Genomic DNA, 25,324 nt, shown 5'->3' on the forward strand with positions numbered 1-25,324 from the left:
CCTGTAGCGTAGCTTCAGCGCCGTTCAACGCTTACGCCCTAAGCGGGCTGATTGAGTTGCTATGGCCTGAAGCTCCCGCATAGTATCTTTGCCGGCTATGAAACCCGTGGCGCAGTCCAAAATTTATTTCAGCAACCGAGCCGGCAAGCTATTAGAAAATCCGGCTGGGTATTTAGAAGCCCTCTGGAGCGCCACGGCCCGGCAGGAAGGTGATGCGCAGGCGCTGTTTATGCACATGCTGCACGCACTACGGCGCTACAATTGGAGCCGCATTCTTATCAACCAAGTGGGCATGCTGCCGTTCTCGCCATCCGAGCAACAATGGGTAGCGCAAGAGTGGCTGCCGCTGGCCGTGCAAGCCGGTTACCGCCACGGCGCCATCGTCGTTTCGCCCAACGTGATGGTGCGCCTAGCCACTGCTTATGTTACTACGCACGTGCAAGGCCTACCGCTACTATACCGCTCCTTCGAAACTAAAGAGGAAGCAACAGAGTGGCTGTTGCGGCAACCCATGTCGCCGCAGAAGTAGGCTAGACTGCTGGTCAGCTCCAACTGTAATTGCATACCCAAGAAGAGGCCCTTTTGCCAGCAGCAAAAGGGCCTCTTCTGTTATTTTCAACATCTTGGCGGGCACAAACCAGTTCTAGGCGCCTATCCCGGAGCTTTGCACTCGGCCATTCATTTCTGCCACGGGAGCAGACTGTTTCTTGGGTTTGTCTGCGGTTGGGCTGTTCTGCACGGGTACATCGGTGGCCTGCTGGCCGAGGCGCTCCGACATCTGGCCTTGGCTGTTGCCGGAGTTGGTGTTGTGGCTGCCGCGTACTTCAATCTGGTGGCGGCGGGTTTTCTGCTCGTCTTTTGGTACGGTTACGCGTAGCATACCATCTTCAAAGGCAGCCTCAATACGACCAGCGTCTACGGTATCGGGGAGCTGAAATGAGCGGCTGAACGAACCGTAGGTACTTTCCACCACGTGGTAGCGGCGCTGGTCTTGCTGCTCCCGCTGGAAGTGCCGCTCACCGCTAACACTCAGTCGGCCTTGGTGAAAGTCCACCTTGATGTCGTCGCGCTTCAGCCCTGGCAGGGCTACTTCTATTTCATAGCTTTTCTCGGTTTCGTAGGCGTCGGCGTGGGGCGAAAACAAGTTGACGCGTCCGCGCGAAGCCAGCGAATCGTTGAAGAACCGGTCAAGCATCGAGCTGAAGCTAGAAGACGACAGCTCGGAAAACGAATCCTGATACTTTTGAATAGCCATGGTTTGTGAAAGGTTGGGGTTAAACAAACGAACACAAGCAGGCCTAATACGGAGCGAAAAAAACGGGTGTTGCACCCAGGTTTAAAATTTTTTACAAGCAATCTGTTGCTTCAATAGTGTCCTGGTGAACTGCGTTGGCGGTTTTTCCGATTGGCCTAGCCACTTCAACCGCCAGCCCGACCCAGCGCTGCTAAGTGCCCGAAGCAGACTTCAAAGCCCCTACCGGAAGCTAAACTTGTACTGCTGTGCTGCGTAAGAATATTTAGTGGTTTCCTGCGCCTTCCGCGTAGCCCTGGCGGTACCTCGCCGGCCCTGATTTCCTCACCGTATTGCCTTCCGTGCCATGTCCCGTTTTGTATATCTGCCACTCGTACTGCTGGGCCTGACGGCTACGGCTGCTCACTCCCAAAACCGGGCCCCGGTATCATCTACGCAGCGCAGCCTCGGCGAGCGGGTCAGCCCGATGCCCGGCGTGGTGCTGCCAACCGGAGCCAGCCAGCGCAACCTAGAGCCCATGCCTGCTCCTTCGCAAGTGCGCCCTAACGGGACACTACCGCTGCCAGCCTTTCCGCGCGGTAACGTGAGTGTGGGTGCCCTCGACTCGGGACAGGTAGTGAAGCCTGCGCCGACCCCTCGGGCGCCAGCCCGGCCCTCGCGCCAGCGCCCATAGCCTGAATGTGCTGCTGAAGCTCAACCAATCGTTCTGTCTGCAACCGGATGGCTTTACGCTGTGGGCTTTATCGTGAGGACAGTGCCGTGGGTTTTGCTTCTAAAAACCACTTCAATAGCATAATGAGCGGGTGCTTGTACCTTTAGTATTCAGCTATTTCTAGTAGCTTGCTCATCAACCCACTCCGAATCCCACTTATGAAAGCGCCACTTGATGTCGTCAATTCATATATTGCTCTCGTTCAGGACTTCAGCACCGATACAGCAGCGTACGCCGAGGTGCTACATCCTGAAATAGAGCAGACTGAATACCCCAATCTGGTTTATAAAACTGTTCAGCGCCGGTCGTTCGATGAAATAATCGACAACATCCGGGTTGGTCGGGAATTGCTTCACAACCAGTCGTTCGATGTACACTCGGCCCATACTAACTCCGAGGGCTGCGTGTTGGTGGAAGGCATCTGGCAGGCTACTGTCGTCAACGATATGGCTTCTATGACCCGCGGCCAGCAAGTCAAAGCTCACCTTTGCCTGGTGTTTGAATTCAAGGACGGCAAGATTTACCGGCAGCGGCGCTACTCCTGCTACGAGCAGGCCTAGGCCGCTGGCGCTTTCGTGGCGGTAGCGCTAGGGTTTCAGGTACTTTGAAGCTTCCACCACTTGATACGCCGGGTCGGTGCGGAACATGCCTTGCAACGAGCCAATGTGCCGGGCCCCGATGATGGTAAGCAGCCGTGTTTTGCGGGTAGCCAGCTGGGTGGTTACTATGTTGGAATAGATTTTCAAGTCACGGTTATAGATAACCGAAGTAAACTCGGCGCCTACGTAGTGTGGGCTGACGAAGCCGGCGTCTACCATCGGGTCGGCCTTGAGGGTGCCGTCGGTAACGCGGGCCGGGGTCCGGTACACCAGCGTGTGCAGTTGCTGTAATAGTGCCGGGCTGTTGACAAAGGCTAACAGGCCGCCCATGCTCAGGTTGCCGCTTTCCCAGGCCTGCATCTTGGGGGCCCCAAAAGCCCGATGCTCGGCGGTGGCTTCTTCGTAGAGCTTGATGTTGGTGCCTTCGTGTAGAATACTTTGCGAAGTACCGCCCGGCGCATTCACGCAATAAATACGCTCCACGCCCAGCCGTTTGCCCAGTACAAAGCCCAGTTGATAGATTTCGGAGCGGCCGCCGGGCAGCGTGTTCAGGTCGAGGCGGCCTTGCCGGTAGAGGGCGTATAGGCTGTCGAGGCGAGCTTGCCGCTCGGGTAACTCCTCCACTAGAATGGCATCGGGCCGGAACCGTTGGATTTGGTTTCGGACAGCTTCTAGCTCGGTCTGGCGCTTGGGCGTGAGTACGTCGGTGTTGGGGTTGGCGGGCTTGTAGACCTGGGCCAGATGCGGCCCACCCACCATCATCACGGCAACCGGGGCCGTACGGGCCGCCGTGCCTGCTACCGGCTGGTTTTTGGAGGTAGTGCAAGCCGCCAGGCTCATCAACGAAACAAGACAAGGCAACAGGAATCGACGCATAGCGAGTAGGATAGGAGCGGTGCTGATGGCGCACCACGGTGAGTACCCATCAATGACGCCGCCCGCCGCCCCAGCCGTTGCCTCAACCCGCTTGAAAAGTAGTAGCTCAACACTATTGGGCCTAAGATCTGGCCGCTTCTGGTAGGCACAGGCACAGCGCTAACCGAGTAGCGAGTGCGCTTGCCGTTAAGTGCGCGGTGTTTGTGGTGTGTCTCGCGCCGAAACGAGTGCCAACCGCAGCCGCAGGTATTGTTGCAGCCAGATGGGGTACAGGTTGTAGCCGATATTGAGCACGAGCAGCGCCGCCGCCCAGCCCCACTGGCCCTGCACGGCGGCATACCCGCTGGCAAACAAGAAGAACAGCAGCGCCGCCACATGAAACCGCTCCATGTGGTAGCTGTTGCCCACCGCGGCAGCCACCGACCGGCGGCTTTGCACCCGGCGGTAATGCGGGTAACGCCGCCGTACCAGTGTATTCACCAGTGCCCCATCCTGCGCCAGCCGGTTGGCACCCGGCACCCCTAGCCGCCGATACACCGCCGGCTTTTCACTCAACTGCCAATACCGAAACCAGGCGCGGGGCACCCCATACGCCAGCAAGCTCAGCCCCAATAGCCCAAGCAGCCACGGCCGCGCCATGTGCTGGTAGCAAAACACCGCCAACGGCCCCAGAGCCAGCCCCGACCACACCACCGACGGCACAGCATTATAAAACGCCAACAAGCCAGCCGACGGAGCATCGTTTCGGGTAGAAGCCATAGCAGTAAGGTACGCGCCGAAGCTCTAACAACTCCTCGAGGCCAAGATCCAAAGCTGAACTTCTGTTTTGAGCCTTACTTCGTACGTCCCACCCACACCACATGATGTCAACCACAGGTAGTATATGCCATCTTCTCGTTTTGATAAGTCAAATACGAGGGCTTTCGTGTCGTTTCCTGAACCTTGTTGTTCAACCGCCTTGTAAGGAAACTTGCGCAACTGGAGGCGCTGGTAATTCTCGGCGTCCCATAATCCTACTGATGCTCGATTCATAGCGGGTAATGCCAAGGTCACTTGTTCACCCTTCTTGCGGTTGATTAAAACAGGTTGGCATTCTTTTGCGCCGGTTTCACATGCTTCGAGGTATTCGAAGCTTAACTCTATTGCCTTACCAGTTGGAAAACTAACGTCTGCTGAGCGAAAGAGTAGAGAGAGGCAAAGCGCGGCTTGTAGTGGGAAATATATCATGCTTATACAGTTACTAAATAAGTAGTTATGCATCAGTGAATGCCTTCATCAACGGTAATAATTTATAAAAAGAGCTCCGACTTTAGAAGTCGGAGCTCTTTTTATTCAACATACATTTTTTATGACGCCAATTGCCAATTTGCATCTGGCGGTAGTTGACCAGTTTTGCGTAGATGAGCTATGAACTCCTGCCGTGTCAGTGGTCCACTGGTTCGGCCAAGCTCATACTCCTGCACTGTTTTACCGGCCATCGAAAGGTTCGTTGCCGGAGTTAAGTTGTCGGAGGATAACGTCTCGGATGGTTTCATAGCTCGGTAAAATTACGTCTTCGATGACAAATCGGTCATCCTGTAACGTGAAAGTAACCGAAATAAATTTCCGATGTTTCGTGTATCCAACAACTTCATAAGCACCAGCTTCTTTGGGGTAAAGTCCGCTGCGGGAAGGAAATGTTAGAAGCTCCTCCATTTCCTCCTGCAGAATACTGAGACTGTGACACCAGTTCCAGTTGACTTTACCAAAGTCGATACTATGGCTGTCAAACACCTTACGAACCGCAGGCCTCGCAGGCGTCGGGGTTATCCAGGGAGCAGGCCATGTCGGAGGCGTTCTGGGCCGATACGTTCAGGGGCTCCAGGGTCTCGGCGGCTTGCTTCTGCACCGTGAACTTGATGGCGTCGGCGGCGGCTTTGGTGCGCAGGTAGTACATACCGGTTTTCAGGCCCTTCTTCCAGCTGTGGAAGTGCATGCTGGTGAGCTTGCCGAAGTTCACGTTGGTTACGTGCAGGTTCAGGCTCTGGCTCTGGCAGATGTACGCCCCCCGGTCGGCCGACATGTCGATGATACGGCGCTGCGAAATCTCCCACACCGTCTTGTACAGGTCTTTGATGTGCTGCGGAATCCGGTCGATGTTCTGCACCGAGCCGTTGGCGGCAATGATTTCCTGCTTCATCTGGTCGTTCCAGATGCCAAGCTTGATGAGGTCTTTCAGCAAGTGCTTGTTCACCACCATGAACTCACCGCTCAGCACGCGACGCACGTAAATGTTGGAGGTGTAAGGCTCAAACGACTCGTTGTTGCCGAGAATCTGGGCGGTGCTGGCCGTTGGCATAGGTGCCACCAGCAGCGAGTTGCGCACACCGTGCTCCACCACTTCGGCGCGCAGGCTTTCCCAATCCCAGCGGCCCGAGTCCGGCGTTACGTTCCAGAGGTCGAACTGGAACTTGCCTTCGCTCAGCGGTGAGCCTTTGAACGTCTCGTACGCACCATCCTTCTTGGCCAAATCCTTGGAGGCCGTCATGGCCGCGAAGTAGATGGTCTCGAAGATATCCTTGTTGAGGCCGCTGGCTTCGTCGCTCTCGAACGGCATGCGCAGCGCAATGAACGTATCGGCCAGTCCTTGCACGCCCAACCCGATGGGGCGGTGGCGGCGGTTGCTGCGCTCGGCTTCAATTACCGGGTAGTAATTGATGTCGATAACCTTGTTCAGGTTCAGCGTGGCGTGGTAGGTTACCTCGTACAGCTTCTTGTGGTCGAAGACAAGGTTGCCTTTCTCGTCGGGGCGTACGTAACGGGGCAGAGCCAGTGAGGCGAGGTTGCACACGGCAATTTCGTTCTCGTCGGTATACTCCATAATCTCGGTGCAGAGGTTGGAGCTTTTGATGGTGCCCAGGTTCTTCTGGTTGCTCTTGCTGTTGGCCGCGTCTTTGAAGAGCAGGTACGGCGTGCCGGTTTCGGTCTGGCTTTCCAGAATGGCAAACCACAACTCCTGCGCCTTGATGGTTTTGCGGCCTTTGCCTTCGCGCTCATACTTGGCATACAACCGCTCGAACTCCTCGCCGTGCGTGGTGTCGAGGCCGGGGCACTCGTGGGGGCACATCAGCGTCCAATCGGCGTTGGCTTCCACGCGCTTCATGAACAAGTCGGGCGTCCAGAGGGCGAAGAACAAGTCGCGGGCGCGCATCTCTTCCTTGCCGTGGTTTTTCTTGAGGTCCAGGAAGTCGATGATGTCGGCGTGCCAGGGCTCCAGGTAGATGGCGAAGGCACCTTTGCGCTTGCCACCGCCCTGGTCTACATAGCGGGCCGTGTCGTTGAACACCTTCAGCATGGGCACGAGGCCGTTGGAGGTGCCGTTGGTGCCTTTGATGTAAGAGCCCGTAGCCCGCACGTTGTGCACGGCCAGACCGATACCGCCGGCGCTCTGCGAAATCAGGGCGCAGTTCTTCAGCGTGTCATAAATGCCCTCAATGGAGTCGTCCTTCATCGTGAGCAGGAAGCACGAGCTAAGCTGCGGCTTCGGCGTACCGGCGTTGAAGAGGGTAGGGGTAGCGTGCGTAAACCACCGCTCGCTCATCAGCTCATAGGTAGCAATAGCCGCCTCAATATCCTCTTTGTGGATACCGATGGCCACACGCATAATCATGTGCTGCGGGCGTTCCACCACTTTGCCGTCGAGGCGGAGTAAGTAGCTGCGCTCCAGGGTCTTGAAGCCGAAGTAGTCGTAGTTGTAGTCCCGGTCGTAGATGATGGCCGAATCCAGGGTGGCGGCGTGGTTATGAATGGTTTCCCACACGTCTTTGGCCAGCAAGGAGGCGTTTTCGCCGGTCTTGGGGTCCTCGTAGGTGTAGAGCCGCTTCATGGTGCTGCTGAACGACTTGCTGGTGACCTTGTGCAGGTTGCTCACCGCAATCCGGGCCGCCAGAATGGCGTAGTCGGGGTGCTTGGTAGTGAGCGAAGCGGCAGTTTCGGCGGCCAGGTTGTCGAGCTCCACGGTCGTCACGCCGTCGTAAATCCCGTCGATAACCTTCTTGGCCACCTCAATCGGGGAGACGTACATCATATTGAGCCCGTAGCAGAGCTTCTCGATACGCGCCGTGACTTTATCAAATTTCACGGATTCGCGGCGGCCGTCGCGTTTTAATACCAGCATAGACGTAGCAGGTTGATGGGTTGGTGTATGAGTGTGCGCGCCCCAATAGGGTAGGCAACTTGGGTTCAGAAAGAGGGTCCGGACGCCAGCACATCACTCCGCATGCGTCCGTTAAGTAGCGGAATATATCCCCTTCCAGGGGCTAGGACAAACGTAGACTTTAGAAGTTTTCCACATAACCGCAAAACAGTGCAGTTCAGCGGGTTTAAGTTAAATAAGTATTGCTATATTAATTAGTAAATGAGTGAAAATTCAGGTTGGTAGATTGCCGGGGAAATGGTATTGTCAGTGGTTGACGCCGCTCGGTAGGTTACTGCACAACCAGAAGTCGTTGGATAGAGGATGCCATATTCCCGGCGCTATGCCTAAGAGGCATGAACAGTCAGAATTTATAACGGCCTATAATCACAAGGCCGTCATGCAGAGCGCGGCGAAGCATCTCGCGTGCTAACGTTGAATTACTACTGCAACCTCAGTACGCGAGATTCCTCGGCAAGCTCGGAATGACGTTCGTTGTTAGGGTACTGGCCACATTGCTTAGGGGTATGAACAGTTAGAGGAATGCAGCGCAGAAACCTGTTCCGCGCTACACTCCTCTTCGTTTGGTGAGGTCTCTGTTGGTTTACGCTCCCAGCGTCCAGCCCTGGCGGTACTCGCGCTTCACAAATTGGTTGGCCTCATCCCAGTTGGTTACTCGCATCTGGCGGGCGTCCCAATCCAGCTTTAGGTTGCGGCCTGGGTACGCGAAGCCTTTGCCGTCGGCGTTGGGCTTGCGCACATCATAGCCCCGAATGGCCAGGTTAGCTACCAGCAGTGCTTCCGTGAGCGGGCCTGCCAACTCGAAGGGCGAGCTAACTTCCTTGTTACCGTAGCCCGCCAGGCAGGCTTCCACCCATTGCGCGTAGTGGCCGTCGGCCCCGCCCGGCACACGGGCCAGGGTGGGCTTCACCTTCACTTCGTTGGTACGGGAAAGGGGTAGCAGCTGCGGATTGGCCGAGTAGGTGCTGGCCATCATCTTGCCTTTCTTACCCACGAACAGAATGCCGTTGCCCCCGTCGCCAAACAGCTCGTTGGAGCCTAGTTCGGCGGGGCGCTCGGGCTGAATGCCGCCGTCCATCCAGTGCACCGTCACGTCGTGCTTGGTTTTCGAGGTTCGGGGGAAGGTAAGCACCACGTGGCTAGAGGGCGGGCAGCTCTCGGGGAAGTAGCCGCGCTTGAACTCATCGACGTACACGCTGCCCACGCTGGCTTGCACGGCCGTGGGGTACTGCAAATCCAGCACCCGGAACGGCGCTTCCAGCAGGTGGCAGCCCATGTCGCCGAGGGCCCCGGTGCCGTATTCCCACCACCCGCGCCAGTTGAAGGGCACCAGCTTATCGATGTAGTTGGTTTGGGGTGCCGAGCCCAGCCACAGGTCCCAGTCCAGCTCGGCGGGTACCTTGCCTGGGGTGTTGGGCCACGGAATGCCCTGCGGCCACACGGGGCGGTCGGTCCAGCAGTACACCGTATCCACGTCCCCGATGAGTTTGGCGTCGTACCACTCGCGCAGCTGCCGCACCCCGTCGTTGGAGGCGCCCTGGTTGCCCATTTGCGTTACCACTTTGTGTTTCTTGGCTGCTTCGGTGAGTACCCGGGCCTCGTAAATATCGTGGGTTAAAGGTTTTTGCACGTACACGTGCTTACCCAGCTGCATGGCAGCCAAGGCCACGTTGGCGTGGTTGTGGTCAGGCGTTGATACGCAAACGGCATCGAAGTTCTTGGCTTCCTTGTCGAAGAGCTGGCGCCAGTCTTTATAGTACTTGGCCTGTGGGAAAGCTTTAACCGAGTTGGCGGCGCGCCGGTCGTCCACGTCGCAGAGGTAGTTGATGCGGGCTTTGCCACTTTTAAAGAAGCTGGCCAGGTCACTTTCGCCCTTGCCACCCACGCCCACGCCCGCAATTACCAGCTGGTCGCTGGGGGCGGTGTAGCCTCGGCCACCTAGCACAAAGCGGGGCACAATCATGATGCCGGCTGCCGCTACCGCGCTTTTCGTAATAAACTCTCGGCGCGAAACGGTAAGAGGTGAGTTTTCAAGCGTGTTTTCAGACATGGTGGGAAAGGTTGAGGGAAGAAGCACTTCAGAGCAGGGCAAGCGCGTCGGCAGGTCGGGCTAGACATGCAGGGCGCGCATTTCAAATCGGAAGCCAGAAGGTACAAATTCCCATGAATTTGCCTAGCCTCTCCGAGCGTATGTTGCTGGTGGTAGATACATTGGAGCCATTGCCAACTTAACTCGTCTACTTCCCGCGTCGCCAGTCGGCCACGCAGGCTGCGCACACGCTATGGTTGTGTGGACAGGGTCCTAACCAAGTCCGTCATGCAGAGCGCAGCAAAGCATCTTGGGTGGCGTCGTTGGATGTAGCTTGGCAACGTCAGCACACGAGATGCTACGCTACACTCTGCATGACGCCCCTTCGAAGATGTGCTGTAGATTATTTACTACCCTCACAGCCTAGCAGAGCGTAAAAAACAGGAGGCCGAAGCATAGTGCCCCGACCTCCGTTTAGTAGCCGTTAAGGATACCTACATTAACGCTTTATTTCGCAGGCAGCTTGTAGTCGAGGCCGAAGCGCTTGGCGTAGCTAGCCAAGGGCTCCATGCCCATTGCCGCACGGCGCTCATCTACGTGAGCCTCATCCTCAATGGCATGAAAAGCCATCTTGTTGGTTTTGGGGTCGTTTCTGAGCTGGCTGCCATACACCTGGGGTTTGCCCTGCCACATCAGCAGCCGGTCCTGTATAAGCGCAAAGGCCGACTTCGATAAATCACCTCGTTCCATGGCCTGCTTTGCTATCGGGAAGTATTTTTCCATCGTAGGCAGGTCGGAGTGCTGGATCACCAGAAAAACCGTTTCGTTGCCCATTGTTCCCACCTCCTTTCGGCTAGGCCAGCCGTGGGCGTCGAGCAAGGCCGTAACCTTCTTTAGATTACGGGCATCGGTAATTTCCATTTCCTTCCAAAGCGCCTTCATCTGCTCGGATTCAGGGCCGTATTGTTTGTTTATGGCATCGTATTTCTGGCGCCCGCCCTGGTCGGCAGTATAGATAGAATCTAGCTGCTGCTTGAGTGGCTTATTGTAGCTGGCCTCCATCTTGGCTACGGTGGCTTGTAGCTTGGTAAGCATGGGCTGCCAGCGCTTGTCGGCGTGCAGGGCGGTCAGGTCGGTGTCCTGCTTGACGTGGGCTACGTTTTCCCAGCCGGCCAGGGTGGCGCGGTCCAGATACTGGAAGGCCTTGTTGGCGTCGCCGGCCAGCGCCCAAGTACAGGCTGCGTTGTAGAAGTCAGAGTTGGTGGGCTGGGCTTTGCTTTGTTTGAATGCCTGGTCGTATAGCTCGCCGGAGGAGCGGTAGTTTTTGGCGTTGTAGGCATCGAAAGCCTGCCGGTTTAGTTTGCTGAACTCGGCCTGCGCGAATACAGAAGAACCGCTCAACAGCAAGGTGGCCAAAAGGAATGCAGCTTTTTTCATAGAAACGAGAAGGATAAGTAAGGCGCTACAAGTAAGTGACTTACTGCCAAAAATGGCGTAAGAAATGCTGGCAATCTGCTGTAAATGCACAACGGGCGCCACTCTCAAGAGTAGCGCCCGTTGCTATTAGTTGCAGGGCGTAGCTTGAAACCCCACTACACGCGGCCAACTCGCAGGGCCGCCTCGTAGCGCGCAAACGAGTCCGGGGCGGTGTCCAGGTACAGAAACGGCTCGATAAGCTCCAACTCCATTAGCAAGAACTCGCCGGCTACCTCCACGCCATCTACGCGGGCGTAGAGGCAGTTTTGGGCGAAGCGCTGCACAATGTCGTCGGCGGTGCGGCGCAGATGAGTGGGGGGCTGTTGGGGCTGGATGCCGCCGCCTAGGTAGTGCTGCACCCGGAAGTCGCCGGATTTCGGCGTTTTCAGCACGCAATGGCTGTATGCACCGCCCAAATACACCAACGACCATTCCCCTTGGGTCTGAATTTCGGGCAAAAACGGCTGAGCCAGAAAATCCTCGGCCCGCAGCAACTCCGTCAGCTCCGGCGTGCGGGTGTCCGCGTCGGCGGGGGTAAGGTTGAACGTGTTTTTGGCGCCGCCGCTGATGGCCGGCTTCACCACCAGCCGGTCGGTGCCCAGCGCCGCAAACAGGGCTCTGGGCTGAAACGCTGCGCCGCGCGGCAGCCAATGGGTGGGCACAATCCGCACGCCCTGGCGCTCCATATCCAGCAGGTACTGCTTGTTGGCGTTCCACCGAACGGTAGCCACGGGGTTGAGCAGCGGTACCTGCTGCTGTTCCATCCGGTCGAGCCAGGCGTAAAACTCCGGCACCCTATCGAAGTAGTCCCACGGCGACTTCAGCACTACCACATCATAGGCCAGCCAGTCAACGGCCGGGTTGCTCCAGATTCGGGGCTCTACGTGGTGGCCCTGTGCCCGGAGGTGGCGCGTAAGCAGGCTGTCTTCGTCGTCGATGTTGGGGGCCGCGTACTGGGCCAGACTTTCGCAGGTAACAAGAGCAATATTCATCACAGATTTTTCGGCGCAGCGTATGCAGATTTCTCGCTCAGTACGCAGATTATGGCAGCCCGGACATTGGCAGCGGGGCGTAGCAGCTATTCCGGTACTTGTTCAGCTCAATGAGCGAAGCTTATTTCTTGGCGCCTAGGTAGTCGGCCGCCAGCGTAGCCAAGGTTTGCACACCCAGCGTGAGGCCACTGTCGTCGATGAAGAAGTTGGGTGTGTGGTGCGGGGCGGTGTCAGCAGGATTCTTGCCCTTCGGCATACCGCCCACAAACACAAACAAGCCGGGCACCTTCTCCTGGAAGTAAGCGAAGTCCTCGGCTCCGGTTACCGCCTTCTGCACGGTTACGTGCGCCGGCCCAGCCACTCGGCGCAGAGTAGGGGCCATCTGCTCGGTCAGGCGCGGGTCGTTGTAGGTGATGGGGGCATAGTTGACAATGTCCACCTCGGCGCCGGCGCCGGCGCTTTCGGCAATGTTGGTGGCAGTGCGGCGCACGGCGGCCCATATCTTTTGCTGCATATCCTTGTCGAGGGTCCGGATGGTGCCGGTCAGCTCCACCTGCTCAGGGATGATGTTGTTGCGTACCCCGCCGTGAATCATGCCCACGGTAATAACGGCCGCGTCCTGGGTTAGCTCGCTCTGGCGGCTGATGATGGTTTGGAGGCCCGTCACAATTTGGGCGGCCGTTACCACCGGGTCTACGGCCAGCCACGGATACGCCCCATGTGCCGATTTGCCTTTCACTTTTATCGTGAATACGTCGGCGGCGGCCATGGTGCCCTCGGGGCGGTACTTGAGGGTGCCCACTTCGGTTTGGGCGTTGATGTGCAGCCCGAAAATGGCATCTACCTTCGGGTTGTCGAGCACGCCTTCCTGCACCATCAGCTTGGCCCCGCCCACTACGCCCGGCAACGAGCCTTCCTCAGCGGGCTGGAAAATGAACTTGACGGTACCCGGCAGGTCTTTTTTCACGGCACTCAATACCTCGGCGGTGCTCAGCAGCATGGCCACGTGGGTGTCGTGGCCGCAGGCATGCATCACGCCTACCTCTTGGCCGTTGTAGGTGGTGCGGGCCTTCGAGGCGAAAGGCACCGGGGCGGTTTCCGTCACGGGCAAGCCGTCCATGTCGGCGCGCAAGGCTACCACCGGGCCGGGCTTGCCGCCGCGCAAAATACCTACTACGCCGGTGCGGGCCACGCCGGTTTGTACTTCCAGCCCCAGCTTTTTCAATTGCTCGGCCACAATACCCGCGGTGCGTTTTTCCTCGTTGCCGAGTTCAGGATGCTCGTGCAAGTCGCGCCGGCAGGCTATGACTTTCGCCTCCTGCGCCGCCGACAGTTTGGCAATGCGGGCATTGAGGGCGGTGTTTTGGGCCGTGGAAGAGGAAGGTAGCAACGAGCCTGTTAGCAGGGCCACCAAGGCGTAACAAGAAAATTTCACAGTTGAAGGGTTGGGTACAGTGGTAGGAATTTCGGAGTGAAGGTGAGGTGTCAGCCCGACTACTGGCTTCTACTTCGGTGCGGCTAGGTAGTCGGCCGCCAGGGTGGCCAGGGTTTTCACTCCCAGCGTGAAGCCGCTTTCATCCAGCGTAAAGCCGGGCGTGTGGTGGTCGGCAGTGGTAGCAGGGTCAACTCCTTTGCGCATGCCCCCCACAAATACAAACAAGCCCGGCACCTTCTCCTGGTACAAAGCAAAGTCTTCGGCCCAGGTGTTCACCTTCACTTCCCGCACATTGGTTGCCCCCCCGGCTACGGCTTGCAGCGTAGGCAGCATGCGCGCCGCCAGGGGCGGGTCGTTGTAGGTAACGGGTACGTAGGCCTCGAAGCCCACCTCAACGGTAGCGCCAGCACTTTCGGCAATGCCCTTGGCCGTGCGCCGGACGGCCGCCCAGATTTGCTCCTGGGTTTTTTTGTCGAACGCGCGAATGGTACCCGTCAATTCCACCTGATCGGGAATAACGTTGTAGCGCACCCCGGCCTTCAGAGTGCCCACCGTCACGACGGCCGCATCGTCGGTGAGGTTCACTTGCCGGCTGACAATAGTTTGCAAACCCATAATAATCTGAGCCGCTGTTACCACTGGGTCCACGCTGTTCCAGGGCCGGGCCCCATGCGCGCCTTTGCCAATAACCTTAATTGTAAATCGGTCGGCGCTGGCCATTTCGCCGCCGGGGCGGTAGCTCAAGCTGCCTGCTTCCGTCTGGGCGTTGATGTGCAGCCCAAAAATGGCGTCCACCTTCGGGTTGTCGAGTACGCCTTCCTGTATCATGAGCTTGGCTCCGCCCACTACGCCGGGCAGCGAGCCTTCCTCGGCGGGTTGGAAGATGAACTTAACCGTACCCGACAACTCCTTTTTCACTTGACTGAGCACTTCGGCAGCCCCCATGAGCATGGCCACGTGCGAGTCGTGGCCGCAGGCGTGCATCACGCCTACTGGCTGGCCTAAATACGTGGTTTTCACAGTTGAGGCGAAGGCTAGGCCAGTGGCTTCTGTTACGGGCAGCGCGTCCATATCGGCGCGCAGGGCCACCACCGGGCCTGGTTTGCCGCCCTTCAGAATGCCAACCACGCCGGTGCGGCCTATGCCAGTCTGTACCTCCAGGCCCAGCTTTTTCAGGTGCGCGGCCACAATGCCAGCCGTGCGTTTTTCCTCGTTGCCCAACTCAGGGTGCTGGTGAAAGTCGCGGCGCCAGGCAATTACTTTCGTTTCTTCGGCCTGCGCCAGTTGAGCAATGCGGGCGTTGAGGGCCGGATTTTGCGCAACAGCTGGCAGTGCCAGTAAAGCCAGCGAAGCCAGCAGGTAAGAATGCTTCATAGATAAGCGAGAAAAGAGCAGCAGGAGGCAAAAGATACAGCACCGGCGGCAGGATTGCAGCACCAGGCCGTGGTTTGCGGCAGCAGCCGAAGCCACACAGCCACGCGCTAATGCGGTTCACCCCACTTAGTGATACAGCGGCAATGGTTATTTTTGTGGCTATTGCCGTTCTGCTTATCGTATGCCTCACCCCGTTTCCGCGCCTAATACGCCATCTGCTATCTGGCCTGCCGCCTGGCGGCTTCCTGCATTTCGGTACCGGCTGTTACTCACGCTGGCGCTGCTGATTGGGCTGGTAGCCAGCCTGCCGCACTTCTTTGCCTGGATACAGGCCCGCCCCGGCACCCCGCTCCCCGACCCGCTGCTGACTTTGCTGCCCGTCCACGATGTATCGTGGTTCATATTTATCATCATTTACCTGAGCGTGGGCGCGACGCTGGCCTATGTGCTGCCGCGGCCCTACGTACTGCTACGCCTGCTGGCCGCCTACTGGCTGATGCACATGAGCCGTGTGATTCTACTTTCCCTGCTGCCATTGGAGCCGCCCATCGGCCTACTCCCCCTCCGCGACCCTATCATCGACACATTCATCTACGTAGCCGCTGGCCCCATCACCAAAGACCTGTTCTTTTCAGGCCACACCGCCACCGTTATGCTGCTGGCCCTGGCAACGAAAGGCACCCGCCGCTGGTGGTTACTGGCGGCTACTGCCGCCGTGGGCCTATTGGTGCTGGTACAGCACGTGCATTACACCTATGATGTGCTGGCCGCCCCGGTCTTTGCGCTCGGCTGCTACTGGCTGGCCGGTTTTTGGGCTAGGTTCGAGAAAAGCGCTTAGGGCTTCCTCTCCTTGAAGTTACGCTATTGTTTAGGCGCAGCTAGGTTCTTCAGGCTGATGAGCGCCGTGCTGGGCAATACCTTTTTGAGGAAGGATAATGCCAAACCCCGAATGGTCTTAGGTAGAATATTCTTTTGCAATAGCCACAAGTCCTGGGGCGACATTGTAGCCACTGATGTCTGTGGAAACGTTGGGTAATTGGCTTTCGAGCCGAACCCTAAATATTTCAGAATTGCCGGGTCGGTATTGTCTACAAAAGACGGGTTAATTAGCAACTGTTCGCCGTGCCCGAGGTGGTTTTCCGAAACGGCATCAATTTGAAAGAGAAAGGTCTTTCTTTTGAAACCCGGTACGTCAAAAGGTTTTGCCCTATGAATTAAATGGGTGTTGCACAAAATCAAACTTCCCTTCGGCGCTTTCACAGATACAATATCGGTGCTGTGAGTTTGGTCGATGTATTTATCAGCAAAAAAGCGCTGGTTATGCTGTGCCGACCACTTATGTGACCCAGGAATTAATTGAAACGGGTTAATTTCGGATACATCAGATAAATAAAATAGAAATAGAATACCCGGCAGTTCATGTTTGCCTTTGAACGTATTGCCGTCCTGAAGATTATTGTCGGTGTGCCAAGGCATGTGTGCCTTGGTATGCGTTTCAAAAATGCGCTGATTGCTAATCTTATGAGGACCAGCAAAAAAGCTGCTGCATATAGCCCTTGCCTTCTCGTGGGTAACTAGGTCGTAGCAGCATTTGGAAACCGCCAGCGTGTGCGAATGAAAATTCATGCTGCTGGCCCGCACCACCCCAACGCTGTTGTTATTAACGAGGTATTCTTTTAACTCAATGCAACTTAGTATTTCAGCAAGAGCGTCTTCCGCAATTATATCTTTGAAAACATAATATCCGTCTCCAACTGTAAGTGCCTGCGCTACTTCAAATGCATTGCAGTCGTTGAAGGCGGCTCTGTATACATCCATAAGTGAAGTAGTTGCGTGTTTATTTCCGGGTATAGTTGCTATTCTTAGATAAATATCCCCAAATAAAATTACTGACGAGCTTCACTGAAAATCAATTGTATATAAGGTTAAAGAGTATTTGAGTTTGTAATAAATAAGAAAGCTAATATAGTATGCGTTGCTTCATTTCTTAGACGAAAGCACTATTTATTTCAAGTGCTTCTCGTAAATGCCCGCCGCAATTTTCTCAGTCAGTGCTTTCGGCACTAAGCCGGTGAGCTTCGAGGAAATCTTGTTCAAGGCTCCCGGAATAACTTCTGCTTCACCGGCTAGTAAAGCGGCAATACCGAACTGTGCCACCTGAGCGGGCGTCATGGATACCTTGTTGGCAGTGGCTTGCAACCCGGCGCTCATACCAGCGCGGTCGGCAAAGTCGGTGGTAGTAGCGCCGGGACTCAGGCAGGTAACGGATACACCGGACTCGCGCAACTCGTAGCGCAGCCCCCGCGAAAAGCTGAGCAAGAAGGCTTTACTGGCTGCGTAGAGCGTGAGTGTGGGCACTGCCTGATACGCCGCGGTGCTGGCCACGTTCAGAACGTAGGCTTTGGGTTGCCGGTGAAGCAATGGCAGCAGCCGGTGCGTGAGGGCCACCGGCAGGTGCATGTTCAGCTGTAGCATGCTTTGCTGCTCGGCTAGCGTCAGCTCCTCGAAACGGCCCCACATACCGTAGCCCGCATTGTTTATCAATACCACTAGCTCCTGGGTCTGGTGGTTCACCCATTCTGTTACTTGCTCGGCGGCACCGGGCGCGGCCAAGTCGCAGGGCAATGTGTGGGCCTTGATGCGGTGCTGCTGCTGGAGCTCGGTGGCTAGCTGTTCCAGCTGGTCGGCGGAGCGGGCTACCAGCAGTACGTCGTAGCCGCGGCCAGCTAGTTCGGTGGCAAACGCCCGACCGATACCACGGGAAGCGCCAGTAATGAGAGCAGTAGGCATAAGGTGAAATAGTGAGGTGGTGAACGGGTGAGTTTGATGTTCTGGTGGCTCAATAAGGCGTCAAACTCACCAGTTCACCACCTCACTATTTCACTAAGTGGAGAAACCGCAGGTAAAACGGCGTGGGGCTGTTTTCCGACTTGGGCTGGTATTTGCCGGCCAAGATGGGAATGTACATCACGCGGCGGCGCGATACCTCACCCACCAGCGGCGACTGTGCTACGCGGTGCCACATACGGCCATCGTGCACGGTCAGGTCGCCGGCTTCGGTTTCCACGGCTATTTCGTTGGGGTCGTGGCTAACGTCCTTGTAGTACTTCTTGCGGAACAGCATCTCGCGCAGGGGCTGGCGGTGCGTGCCGGCAATCAAGCGCAAACCACCGTTGGTAGCTGGTGTGCCATCTAGGTGGAAGCCTACGTTGAGCATGGGCCCGATACGCTTGCCGTAAAACACGTCACGCAATGAGTCGGTGTGCCAGCCCATTTGCGAGAATTCGCTGCCAGGTACGTTCACGTAGTGGTTGATAACCAAGCCATCCTTCTCGTTGATGCCCACCCGGCCGCCGGGCGCTTCCAGCAGTGAAAACAGGGCTTGAAAGCGCGGATCCTCCAGGAATTCGCTCAGCTCGGGGCTGTAGTGGTTGGCGAAGGCAAAACGCTGCACAATAGGCGCGCCATCTACGTCTTTGCCGTATTTGATGGGCACTCCATTCACTTTCTGGATACCCTCAGTTAGCCACTGCTTCTGCACCTGCTCAGAAGCCCGAAGCAGCCGCTGCACCGTGCTGAGGTCGGCAAACCCCTTGAAATGCAGGAAACCGTGTTTTTGAAAGAACGCCAATTGCTCCGCCGTGAGAGCGGAGCCCAAGGTAAAGCGTGGATAATTCTGTAGTGAAGACATAGGGAGCGGAGGCGACCAGAGAATGCGCCTGCGGGCACAAAGATACAAGAGCAAGCGCCGACAGCCACCGGTTGGGCTTGTAGCGGCGTAAAATTAGGGCAACAAACAAAAAGAGGTCAACACCGAAGGGTGAGAAGCCGAGGCAAAATTCAAGTTATGGGGTGAAGAATGTGTGAATCAACCGGCCCGGTGCCGATAGGTTTTGTGGGTGTGCGTACTTTCGTGGCAATGCGTGGTTTTCAGTCTGTTTTGGTTCGATGGCGGCAGGTGGTGGCGGGAATTTTTGTATGGGGCCTGCTGCTCAATGAGGCCCTGGCCCAAACGGCTGGCCCGGGTCTTATCCCGTTCCGGCACGGTAACCGCTGGGGCTACGCCAATGCCCAACGGCACCTAGTGCTGCCGCTAGCCTATGATGATGCCGGCCCTTTTGTAGAAGGTGCCGCCTGGGTACGGCAGGGCCCACGCTACGGCTATATTGACACCACGGGCCGCGCCCTCACTCTACTGCAGTACAGCCGCGCCAGCAATTTCCAGCAGGGGCGCGCTACGGTGGAGCTGGCTGGCAAAACCTTCGCCATCGGCCCTGATGGGCAGCGCCTGAGTACGCCACCCGAACCCGAGTTGGAAACTGATTACCTAGAGCAGGGCGACCTAGTGCGCCGCCAGGGCAAATTCGGTTTCCGCTTCACGGTGGGTTCCGCTACCGTAGTGCCCGCTGAGTACGACGAAATCCGGGACCTGCACCACGATGGGCTACTATTGGTGCGGGAGGGCGCAAAATGGGGCGTACTCAACGGCGAAGGCCAGCTTACGCTGCCGCTAGTGTATGATGCCGTTCAAGCCACGGCCGCCAACGGCTTCGCGTATCCGGTGGTAGAGCAGGCTGGCCGTTTTGGCTATCTAGCTCCCGATGGTAAGCTGCTGACCAGGCTGCAATACGCCGCCGCCGAGCCCTTTGTGGCCGATGTAGCCCGCGTAACCACCCTCGACGGCAAACCCGGCTACCTCGACAGCCACGGCCGGGAATACTGGCAGGAGTAAGTCTCAGGAGCGCAACGCTTTGCCGGGTGCATAAGTCCTACGGTTGCCTAATACGAAGAAGTGAATTTCAGTCGTTTAACTTCAACTGCTTCCTGTATTCTGTGCCTCCCTAGCTTGCCGCTGCCGTGCTTGACCTGCCCATCCTCAACGTCCGCCTGAACGCCTGCCACGAAGACTGGCAGCAGATGACTCCGGTGGAGCAAGGCCACCATTGCACCCAGTGCAACCGCACCGTCATCGACTTCACCTCCCGCACTCAAACCGACCTCAAAGCTGCCTTTCAAACCTCTCCTGATGGCCGCATATGTGGTCGATTCCGGCAAAGCCAACTTGCGCCCACACCACAGTTGCGCCCAAAGCTGCGGCGGTTTCTGGTGGCGCTGGTGCTGGTGTGTGGGCTGGGGTTGACCCGCGGCGAGGCATGGGCGCAGAAGGCTACGCACACGTCGGTCACGCAAAAACCAAGTAAGCCGTTGGCTAGAAAAGCGTTGAAAACACCTGCTCAACCCCAAACAAAGGTTATAGAACAGTCAATCGGTATTGTGGCAGAACCCGCACCTAACCCTAATGCGCAGCAGGTATACGGCTATGTGGAGCAGATGCCGGTTTATAAGAATGGCGGGACAGAAGGGCTAATTCAATTCATACAAAAGAATGTACGCTGGCCTGCGGGTAGTGGAATGCTAGACGCAGAAGGTAAGGTATTTATCGGCTTTGTTGTTGATAAAACCGGTAGGGTACGTGACGCAACAGTGCTGAAAGGCATCTTTCCGTCATTAGATGCCGAAGCCTTGCGGGTGATACAGATGCTGGATGGGCAGTTTGAGCCGGGTCGGCAAAACAAGATGCCAGTAGATGTGCGCTACACTGTCCCTGTCATTTTCAAGCGCGACTAGCAATGTACAGGCTGCTTTTTTCGCTGCTGATATGCGGGGTGTGCTTAGCGAATGGGAAGGCGTGGGCGCAGCTACGGAAACCTTTAACCAGTGAGACTGCTGCTACTAGCAAGTCGAGTGATGGCCCGGAAAACAAGATTGTGTGCTACTTCCCTCCGATGCCAGTTTACAAAGATGGCGGTGGCGAAGGCTTGATGCGTTTCATTGCCGCTAACACTCGGTATCCTGCTGGACACCATGAGAGCGGAAAAGTATTTATTTCTTTTGTAATCACTGAAACTGGAAAAGTAACAGCTGTATACCTGCAAAGAGGTCTTGGAAAGCCTTTTGATGAGGAGGCAGTCAGAGTGGTTAAACTATTGGGTGACTTCACTCCCTATGTGGAGCGAGGTATACCAAGCAAGATTTCTTATACAGTACCCGTCTTCTTTCCTCCAAAACGAAAGTAGAGCAGTTTGCTTGCGCCTCTTTACTCATCTAATTCTCCATTCCCCGAAAAATTCGCACTTTCCCGCTCGCATCGTTCCACGCCCACTCGCTCAGCCCTCCTATGATTTTCACGCCTAGCCCCATGCTGCTCAAGCTGCTCTACACCCGCGGCAGCTTGCACAATACGCCTGAGGGCGTAGCCTTCAGCATCAAAAACCGCCTTGATACGGTGCGCATCACCCGCATCGACCATGTGCAGCTTGATGGCGTGAAGATTGGGGTGGAGCAGATTGCGCTGGATTTGGGCAACGGCGACGTGCGGCCGGCCACCGTGTTCAACGCCGACAGCGCCGGCTTTACGCTGCCGGTGGGGCAGGCGGCCACATTCCATCTGGCCACCGAGCAGCTCTCCGAAGGCATCCATCGGGTGCAAGTGCAGTTCGCCGCCGACCCGTTCGGCGACCTGACTGTGGAAGTGGAAGACGCCATTGCGCATCAGCCCGAAAACCGCACCAAAATTCCGCGCGACGACCAAGACGACTACTCCGAATCCGCCATTCAAGCCCGCCAGCGCTTTGCGGAGGAGTTTTCGGGGCAGGAGTTCCAGCACCTCAAGCACTACTCGTTTGATGCCCACACGCTGCAAGGCAACTGCGAGCATTTTACGGGCGTGGCCCAGATTCCGGTGGGGCTGGCCGGACCGCTACACGTCAACGGGGAGCACGCGCAAGGCGACTTCCTGATTCCGATGGCCACCACCGAAGGCACGCTGGTTGCCAGCTACAACCGCGGTATCCAGGTGCTCAATATGTGCGGCGGCGTGAAGTGCACCGTCATCGGCGACGCCATGCAGCGCGCCCCGGTGTTTGTGTTCGATGATGCCCGTGGGGCCCGGGACTTCGGGCAGTGGGTAGCCGAGGAAATCGACCGGATTCGGCCGGAGGCGGAAAGCACGTCGCGCGTAGCCAAGCTCCAATATATTGATACCTACCTGGCGGGTAAGTTTGCCTACCTACGCTTCAACTACAGTACCGGCGACGCGGCGGGCCAAAACATGGTGGGCCGCGCCACTTTCGCGGCTTGCTCCTGGATTCTGGAAAACTACAAAGGCGCCCCCATCCGGCACTTTTACCTGGAATCCAACTTCGCTACCGACAAAAAAGCGTCCCAAATCAACGTGATGCGCACCCGTGGCAAGCGCGTGGTAGCCGAGGCGTTAATTAAGCGCGAGGTACTACAGCAGCGCATGCGCGTTACGCCCGAGCAACTGGCTTATCACGGGCAAGTCAGCAACGTGGGCGCGTTTCTGAGCGGGGCCAACAACAACGGCGCGCACTCAGCCAACGGTATCACCGCTATGTTCATTGCCACCGGCCAAGATGTGGCCAACGTGTCAGAATCATCGGCCGGCGTGCTGTATTCGGAAGTCACCAAGGAAGGCGACCTGTACCTGAGCATTACTATTCCTTCGCTCATTGTAGCCACTCACGGCGGTGGTACCGGCCTGGCCACCCAAAACGAGTGCCTTCGGATGCTGGGCTGCGTAGGCCGTGGCACGGTCAATAAATTTGCTGAAATAGTGGCCGGTGTGGTATTGGCGGGCGAGCTAAGCCTGGGTGCGGCCATCAGCAGCTCCGACTGGGTAAGCAGCCACGAGCAGTACGGCCGCAACCGATAGGCGATAAGCGCACTTCGTAACTAGCTTCACTTCCTTATTCACCATGACTTCCATTACAACTCATTGCTTCTCCGGCGCAGTTCTGGTTGGCTTGCTGCTACTCGGTACGACCGCAACGGCCCAGACCACTCCCGTGCCCATGCCGAATGCCATGGCGCCCAAACCCGAATTCAAGATGCTGGACGGCCAAAAGGTGTATCAGTACGTGGAGAAGATGCCAGTGTACTTGGATGGAGGACAGGAGGGACTGCAAAACTTTATTGCCAGCCACGTAACCGGCGGGGCCGCCAGTGGCAGTCGGTCCTACGTGTCTTTTATAATCGACCAGACAGGTAACGTGCGTAATCCAGTTTTCGGAGGTAGCAGCGCGGAAGAAGCGGCGGCCGCGGAGCCAGCATTGGCCAGCGCCTTTGCTAGCATCGGTAAGTTCCGGCCCGGCTACCAGAACGGTAAGCCAGTGAATGTAGAGCTGACAATGCCTCTCGTGAAGCGCGTGAAAAAGTAGCACGACGTAGCGCCTGAACATTGCGCTTTCCACTTGAATACGCTTTCTGCAAACTAAACGTGTAGCCACAAAAAAGCCCTCATTCCACACGGAACGAGGGCTTTTTTGTGGCTACACGGCTTGGCTACAACGGATCAGCTGTGACTTTGAAGCGAGTATCACAGCGGAGCGTAATGTCGCTGGATATGGGTTTGCCGATTTCTGCTTTGGTGGTGAGCGTGTAGCTCTTTGCTTTGATGTACTTGTCGAGTACGGCGGTGCTGGGGTCCAGGGTGATGGTTTTGACACCCTGCGGTACTTGCGGCAATGAAGCCAGCAGAATCTGGTCGTTGTTGTCGGTGCTGATGTAGATTTCGATGCGCCGCTGGAAGTCGAAGTTCTCGCTACTCGGGTCGGTGACAGTGAGTGTGAGGCGGTTCAGGCTGACGTTCTTCACCAAATCGGCGCGGGTGCCCTCGTTGCTGAATTTCTCCTCCGACTTAGTTGGGACCGTGAGCGGCGTGAGCGGCACCAACTGCCCGAATGGAAAGCTGCCCGAAACTTTGATGTTCTGGGAGTCTTCAATATAGAAGGTCAGTAGCTTGTCAATCTTCTTGCAACCTACCGATACCAACACAAGCAGCAACGGAATATAGAACAGTACTTTTTTCATGTCGTTTGATTTTTATATTGAAATATACGGCATGAAATAGTTGCCAGACTGACGGCAAAGGCAAGTAAAACGCCTTCCCGAGCAAGTTCAGGAAGGCGTGCAATTTTGTACTAGCAGGGTGCCAGAGGTGAACTAGTGAAATGGTGAAATGGCGAGCTGTTGTTCAGCTTGTACCGCTCACGCAGACTGCACAACCAGAACAAAAACTCGCTATTCCACCATTTCACCACTCAGTCCATCATATCGGCAGACTTGGGTGGATCGGGTACGAAGCCGGGCTGCCAGCTCATGGGGTAGCGCGCATCCACGTATTGCAGCGCCGTTTCGGTGAGGTAAAGCGGCCGGAACGTATCCACCATCACGGCTAGCTCGTGGGTTTCCTTCTTGCCGAGGCTGGCCTCCACGGTACCGGGGTGCGGCCCGTGCGGAATGCCGCTCGGGTGCCACGTAAACGAAGCCAGATCCACACCTTTGCGCGACATGAAATTGCCGGCCACATAGTACAGCACCTCATCCGAATCGACGTTGGAGTGGTTGTAAGGCGCCGGAATACTGAGTGGGTGGTAATCAAACAGCCGCGGCACAAACGAGCAAATCACGAAGTTGTTGGCCTCGAAATGCTGATGCACGGGTGGCGGCTGGTGCAGGCGGCCGGTTATCGGCTCGAAATCATGAATGCTGGTAGCATACGGGTAGAAGTACCCATCCCAGCCCACCACATCGAAAGGCGAGTGGGCGTAAGTGAGGTGGTGCAATTGACCTTCCTTCTTGATTTTCAGCAAGTACTCGCCCGATTCGCGCACGTCATCGGTTATCAGCTCGCTCGGCGGCCTAATGTCCCGCTCGCAATACGGCGAGTGTTCCAGCAACTGCCCGAAGTGGTTGCGGTAGCGCCGACACGTTTCCACCGGGCTAAACGACTCGATTATCAGCAGCCGAACCGGCCCTTCCTCGAAGTGGAATTGGTGAATAATGGTGCGCGGAATCACCACGTAGTCGCCGGGCTCGAATACCACTTTGCCCATTTGGCTCCACAACTCGCCGCGGCCTTCGTGCACGAAAATCACCTCGTCGGCCAGCGCATTTTTGTAGTAGTAGTCCATGCGCCGCTCGGTGGGGTTGCAGATGCTGAGCGTCACGTCGGCGTTGCCAAACATGGTTTGGCGGGCGGCCAGATAGTCGCCGCCGGTGGTGGTTTGGGCCAGGGTGCGAAGGTGACTGGGCTGCAACGGCCGGTCTTTCAGTAGCTTGGGGCTGTAGGGCTCGGGCGTGCCTACCTGCCGGATGTCGGTGGGCGGGTGCTGGTGGTAGAGCAGCGACGAGACGCCGTGGAAGCCCAGCGTGCCCACCAGCTGCTCGGCGTAGAGCGTGCCATCGGGCTGGCGAAACTGGGTGTGGCGCTTGCGCGGAATCTGGCCGAGGCGGTGGTAGTAAGCCATACGAACAGAGTGGGTTTGGGTGGAAGATGGATGGGTAGAGCTTGGTGGGTTGA

Annotated in this window: 24 protein-coding genes; 9 read left to right on the forward strand and 15 right to left on the reverse strand. The window is 56.8% G+C overall.

Annotated features, from left to right (window positions below):
* Positions 1-106: 106 nt before the first annotated feature.
* Positions 107-529, forward strand: a complete 423-nt coding sequence (locus G536_RS0118205) for a hypothetical protein (RefSeq protein ID WP_157530749.1) — start codon at positions 107-109, stop codon at positions 527-529.
* A 114-nt stretch (positions 530-643) separates the two neighbouring features.
* On the opposite strand, the gene G536_RS28695 is transcribed toward G536_RS0118205, so the two are convergent.
* Positions 644-1,255: an Hsp20/alpha crystallin family protein gene (locus tag G536_RS28695; protein WP_157530751.1), complete on the reverse strand. Its 612-nt coding sequence runs from the start codon at positions 1,253-1,255 to the stop codon at positions 644-646.
* A gap of 343 nt (positions 1,256-1,598) precedes the next feature.
* Here G536_RS28695 and G536_RS0118215 point away from each other — a divergent pair, with 343 nt between their 5' ends.
* Positions 1,599-1,925, forward strand: coding sequence for a hypothetical protein (locus G536_RS0118215; protein WP_022825040.1), 327 nt, complete (start codon positions 1,599-1,601; stop codon positions 1,923-1,925).
* 197 nt (positions 1,926-2,122) lie between these two features.
* A complete protein-coding gene (locus tag G536_RS0118220) occupies positions 2,123-2,524 on the forward strand; it encodes a nuclear transport factor 2 family protein (RefSeq protein ID WP_022825041.1) in 402 nt (133 codons plus the stop codon).
* 27 nt (positions 2,525-2,551) lie between these two features.
* Here the strand turns inward: G536_RS0118220 and G536_RS28700 are convergent, their stop codons facing one another.
* From G536_RS28700 to G536_RS0118270, 9 genes are all read right to left on the reverse strand, one after another.
* Positions 2,552-3,439 carry a DUF5694 domain-containing protein gene (locus G536_RS28700; protein ID WP_157530753.1) on the reverse strand — a complete coding sequence of 296 codons (888 nt, stop codon included), beginning with the start codon at positions 3,437-3,439 and terminating at the stop codon, positions 2,552-2,554.
* Between the two features lie 186 nt (positions 3,440-3,625).
* Positions 3,626-4,198 carry a glycosyl-4,4'-diaponeurosporenoate acyltransferase CrtO family protein gene (locus G536_RS0118230; protein WP_022825043.1) on the reverse strand — a complete coding sequence of 191 codons (573 nt, stop codon included), beginning with the start codon at positions 4,196-4,198 and terminating at the stop codon, positions 3,626-3,628.
* 24 nt (positions 4,199-4,222) lie between these two features.
* A complete protein-coding gene (locus G536_RS0118235; RefSeq protein WP_022825044.1) occupies positions 4,223-4,666 on the reverse strand; it encodes a hypothetical protein in 444 nt (147 codons plus the stop codon).
* Between the two features lie 547 nt (positions 4,667-5,213).
* The gene (locus G536_RS0118245; RefSeq protein ID WP_022825046.1) at positions 5,214-7,595 is read right to left on the reverse strand and encodes a ribonucleoside-diphosphate reductase subunit alpha; all 2,382 of its coding nucleotides are present in this window, start codon (positions 7,593-7,595) and stop codon (positions 5,214-5,216) included.
* A 622-nt stretch (positions 7,596-8,217) separates the two neighbouring features.
* Entirely contained in the window at positions 8,218-9,684 is a 1,467-nt protein-coding gene (locus tag G536_RS0118250) for a Gfo/Idh/MocA family protein (protein ID WP_022825047.1), read from the reverse strand.
* A 486-nt stretch (positions 9,685-10,170) separates the two neighbouring features.
* A complete protein-coding gene (locus G536_RS0118255) occupies positions 10,171-11,100 on the reverse strand; it encodes a DUF6624 domain-containing protein (RefSeq protein WP_022825048.1) in 930 nt (309 codons plus the stop codon).
* Positions 11,101-11,255: 155 nt separating this feature from the next.
* Positions 11,256-12,131: an ATP-grasp domain-containing protein gene (locus G536_RS0118260; protein WP_022825049.1), complete on the reverse strand. Its 876-nt coding sequence runs from the start codon at positions 12,129-12,131 to the stop codon at positions 11,256-11,258.
* Positions 12,132-12,252: 121 nt separating this feature from the next.
* Entirely contained in the window at positions 12,253-13,566 is a 1,314-nt protein-coding gene (locus tag G536_RS0118265; protein ID WP_026880347.1) for an amidohydrolase, read from the reverse strand.
* A gap of 69 nt (positions 13,567-13,635) precedes the next feature.
* Complete coding sequence (locus tag G536_RS0118270) at positions 13,636-14,940, reverse strand: amidohydrolase (RefSeq protein WP_022825051.1); 1,305 nt, start codon at positions 14,938-14,940, stop codon at positions 13,636-13,638.
* A gap of 181 nt (positions 14,941-15,121) precedes the next feature.
* Between G536_RS0118270 and G536_RS28705 the strand changes: the two genes are divergently transcribed.
* Complete coding sequence (locus tag G536_RS28705; RefSeq protein WP_022825052.1) at positions 15,122-15,778, forward strand: phosphatase PAP2-related protein; 657 nt, start codon at positions 15,122-15,124, stop codon at positions 15,776-15,778.
* Positions 15,779-15,801: 23 nt separating this feature from the next.
* Here G536_RS28705 and G536_RS28710 read toward each other — a convergent pair whose 3' ends face one another.
* The 3 genes from G536_RS28710 to G536_RS0118290 form a co-directional block, all read right to left on the reverse strand.
* The gene (locus tag G536_RS28710) at positions 15,802-16,758 is read right to left on the reverse strand and encodes a phytanoyl-CoA dioxygenase family protein (RefSeq protein ID WP_022825053.1); all 957 of its coding nucleotides are present in this window, start codon (positions 16,756-16,758) and stop codon (positions 15,802-15,804) included.
* A gap of 186 nt (positions 16,759-16,944) precedes the next feature.
* Positions 16,945-17,730: an SDR family NAD(P)-dependent oxidoreductase gene (locus tag G536_RS0118285; protein WP_022825054.1), complete on the reverse strand. Its 786-nt coding sequence runs from the start codon at positions 17,728-17,730 to the stop codon at positions 16,945-16,947.
* An 85-nt stretch (positions 17,731-17,815) separates the two neighbouring features.
* On the reverse strand, positions 17,816-18,631 hold the full coding sequence (locus G536_RS0118290; RefSeq protein WP_022825055.1) for a phytanoyl-CoA dioxygenase family protein: 816 nt from the start codon (positions 18,629-18,631) through the stop codon (positions 17,816-17,818).
* Positions 18,632-18,799: 168 nt separating this feature from the next.
* On the opposite strand from G536_RS0118290, the gene G536_RS0118295 reads away from it, so the two are divergent.
* From G536_RS0118295 to G536_RS0118320, 5 genes are all read left to right on the forward strand, one after another.
* Entirely contained in the window at positions 18,800-19,672 is an 873-nt protein-coding gene (locus G536_RS0118295) for a WG repeat-containing protein (protein WP_084708697.1), read from the forward strand.
* Positions 19,673-19,797: 125 nt separating this feature from the next.
* Positions 19,798-20,568: an energy transducer TonB gene (locus tag G536_RS30915; RefSeq protein ID WP_084708698.1), complete on the forward strand. Its 771-nt coding sequence runs from the start codon at positions 19,798-19,800 to the stop codon at positions 20,566-20,568.
* A 158-nt stretch (positions 20,569-20,726) separates the two neighbouring features.
* On the forward strand, positions 20,727-21,017 hold the full coding sequence (locus tag G536_RS30920; protein ID WP_169515127.1) for an energy transducer TonB: 291 nt from the start codon (positions 20,727-20,729) through the stop codon (positions 21,015-21,017).
* A gap of 101 nt (positions 21,018-21,118) precedes the next feature.
* On the forward strand, positions 21,119-22,675 hold the full coding sequence (locus G536_RS0118315; protein WP_022825060.1) for a hydroxymethylglutaryl-CoA reductase: 1,557 nt from the start codon (positions 21,119-21,121) through the stop codon (positions 22,673-22,675).
* Positions 22,676-22,718: 43 nt separating this feature from the next.
* The gene (locus G536_RS0118320) at positions 22,719-23,180 is read left to right on the forward strand and encodes a hypothetical protein (RefSeq protein WP_022825061.1); all 462 of its coding nucleotides are present in this window, start codon (positions 22,719-22,721) and stop codon (positions 23,178-23,180) included.
* 124 nt (positions 23,181-23,304) lie between these two features.
* Here the strand turns inward: G536_RS0118320 and G536_RS0118325 are convergent, their stop codons facing one another.
* Both G536_RS0118325 and G536_RS0118330 read right to left on the reverse strand, forming a co-directional pair.
* The gene (locus G536_RS0118325; RefSeq protein WP_022825062.1) at positions 23,305-23,832 is read right to left on the reverse strand and encodes a hypothetical protein; all 528 of its coding nucleotides are present in this window, start codon (positions 23,830-23,832) and stop codon (positions 23,305-23,307) included.
* Between the two features lie 230 nt (positions 23,833-24,062).
* Positions 24,063-25,271 carry a homogentisate 1,2-dioxygenase gene (locus tag G536_RS0118330; RefSeq protein WP_022825063.1) on the reverse strand — a complete coding sequence of 403 codons (1,209 nt, stop codon included), beginning with the start codon at positions 25,269-25,271 and terminating at the stop codon, positions 24,063-24,065.
* Positions 25,272-25,324 lie beyond the last annotated feature (53 nt).

This window comes from Hymenobacter norwichensis DSM 15439 (assembly GCF_000420705.1).
Taxonomy (GTDB): Bacteria; Bacteroidota; Bacteroidia; order Cytophagales; family Hymenobacteraceae; genus Hymenobacter; species Hymenobacter norwichensis.

What these genes read in the sequence shown, in the direction of transcription:
- G536_RS28695 (WP_157530751.1), bottom strand. Translation starts at nt 1,255, where the DNA reads ATGGCTATTCAAAAGTATCAGGATTCGTTTTCCGAGCTGTCGTCTTCT.
- G536_RS0118215 (WP_022825040.1), top strand. Translation starts at nt 1,599, where the DNA reads ATGTCCCGTTTTGTATATCTGCCACTCGTACTGCTGGGCCTGACGGCT.
- G536_RS0118220 (WP_022825041.1), top strand. Translation starts at nt 2,123, where the DNA reads ATGAAAGCGCCACTTGATGTCGTCAATTCATATATTGCTCTCGTTCAG.
- G536_RS28700 (WP_157530753.1), bottom strand. Translation starts at nt 3,439, where the DNA reads ATGCGTCGATTCCTGTTGCCTTGTCTTGTTTCGTTGATGAGCCTGGCG.
- G536_RS0118230 (WP_022825043.1), bottom strand. Translation starts at nt 4,198, where the DNA reads ATGGCTTCTACCCGAAACGATGCTCCGTCGGCTGGCTTGTTGGCGTTT.
- G536_RS0118235 (WP_022825044.1), bottom strand. Translation starts at nt 4,666, where the DNA reads ATGATATATTTCCCACTACAAGCCGCGCTTTGCCTCTCTCTACTCTTT.
- G536_RS0118245 (WP_022825046.1), bottom strand. Translation starts at nt 7,595, where the DNA reads ATGCTGGTATTAAAACGCGACGGCCGCCGCGAATCCGTGAAATTTGAT.
- G536_RS0118250 (WP_022825047.1), bottom strand. Translation starts at nt 9,684, where the DNA reads ATGTCTGAAAACACGCTTGAAAACTCACCTCTTACCGTTTCGCGCCGA.
- G536_RS0118255 (WP_022825048.1), bottom strand. Translation starts at nt 11,100, where the DNA reads ATGAAAAAAGCTGCATTCCTTTTGGCCACCTTGCTGTTGAGCGGTTCT.
- G536_RS0118260 (WP_022825049.1), bottom strand. Translation starts at nt 12,131, where the DNA reads ATGAATATTGCTCTTGTTACCTGCGAAAGTCTGGCCCAGTACGCGGCC.
- G536_RS0118270 (WP_022825051.1), bottom strand. Translation starts at nt 14,940, where the DNA reads ATGAAGCATTCTTACCTGCTGGCTTCGCTGGCTTTACTGGCACTGCCA.
- G536_RS28705 (WP_022825052.1), top strand. Translation starts at nt 15,122, where the DNA reads ATGCCTCACCCCGTTTCCGCGCCTAATACGCCATCTGCTATCTGGCCT.
- G536_RS28710 (WP_022825053.1), bottom strand. Translation starts at nt 16,758, where the DNA reads ATGGATGTATACAGAGCCGCCTTCAACGACTGCAATGCATTTGAAGTA.
- G536_RS0118285 (WP_022825054.1), bottom strand. Translation starts at nt 17,730, where the DNA reads ATGCCTACTGCTCTCATTACTGGCGCTTCCCGTGGTATCGGTCGGGCG.
- G536_RS0118290 (WP_022825055.1), bottom strand. Translation starts at nt 18,631, where the DNA reads ATGTCTTCACTACAGAATTATCCACGCTTTACCTTGGGCTCCGCTCTC.
- G536_RS0118295 (WP_084708697.1), top strand. Translation starts at nt 18,800, where the DNA reads ATGTGTGAATCAACCGGCCCGGTGCCGATAGGTTTTGTGGGTGTGCGT.
- G536_RS30920 (WP_169515127.1), top strand. Translation starts at nt 20,727, where the DNA reads ATGCCAGTTTACAAAGATGGCGGTGGCGAAGGCTTGATGCGTTTCATT.
- G536_RS0118315 (WP_022825060.1), top strand. Translation starts at nt 21,119, where the DNA reads ATGATTTTCACGCCTAGCCCCATGCTGCTCAAGCTGCTCTACACCCGC.
- G536_RS0118320 (WP_022825061.1), top strand. Translation starts at nt 22,719, where the DNA reads ATGACTTCCATTACAACTCATTGCTTCTCCGGCGCAGTTCTGGTTGGC.
- G536_RS0118325 (WP_022825062.1), bottom strand. Translation starts at nt 23,832, where the DNA reads ATGAAAAAAGTACTGTTCTATATTCCGTTGCTGCTTGTGTTGGTATCG.
- G536_RS0118330 (WP_022825063.1), bottom strand. Translation starts at nt 25,271, where the DNA reads ATGGCTTACTACCACCGCCTCGGCCAGATTCCGCGCAAGCGCCACACC.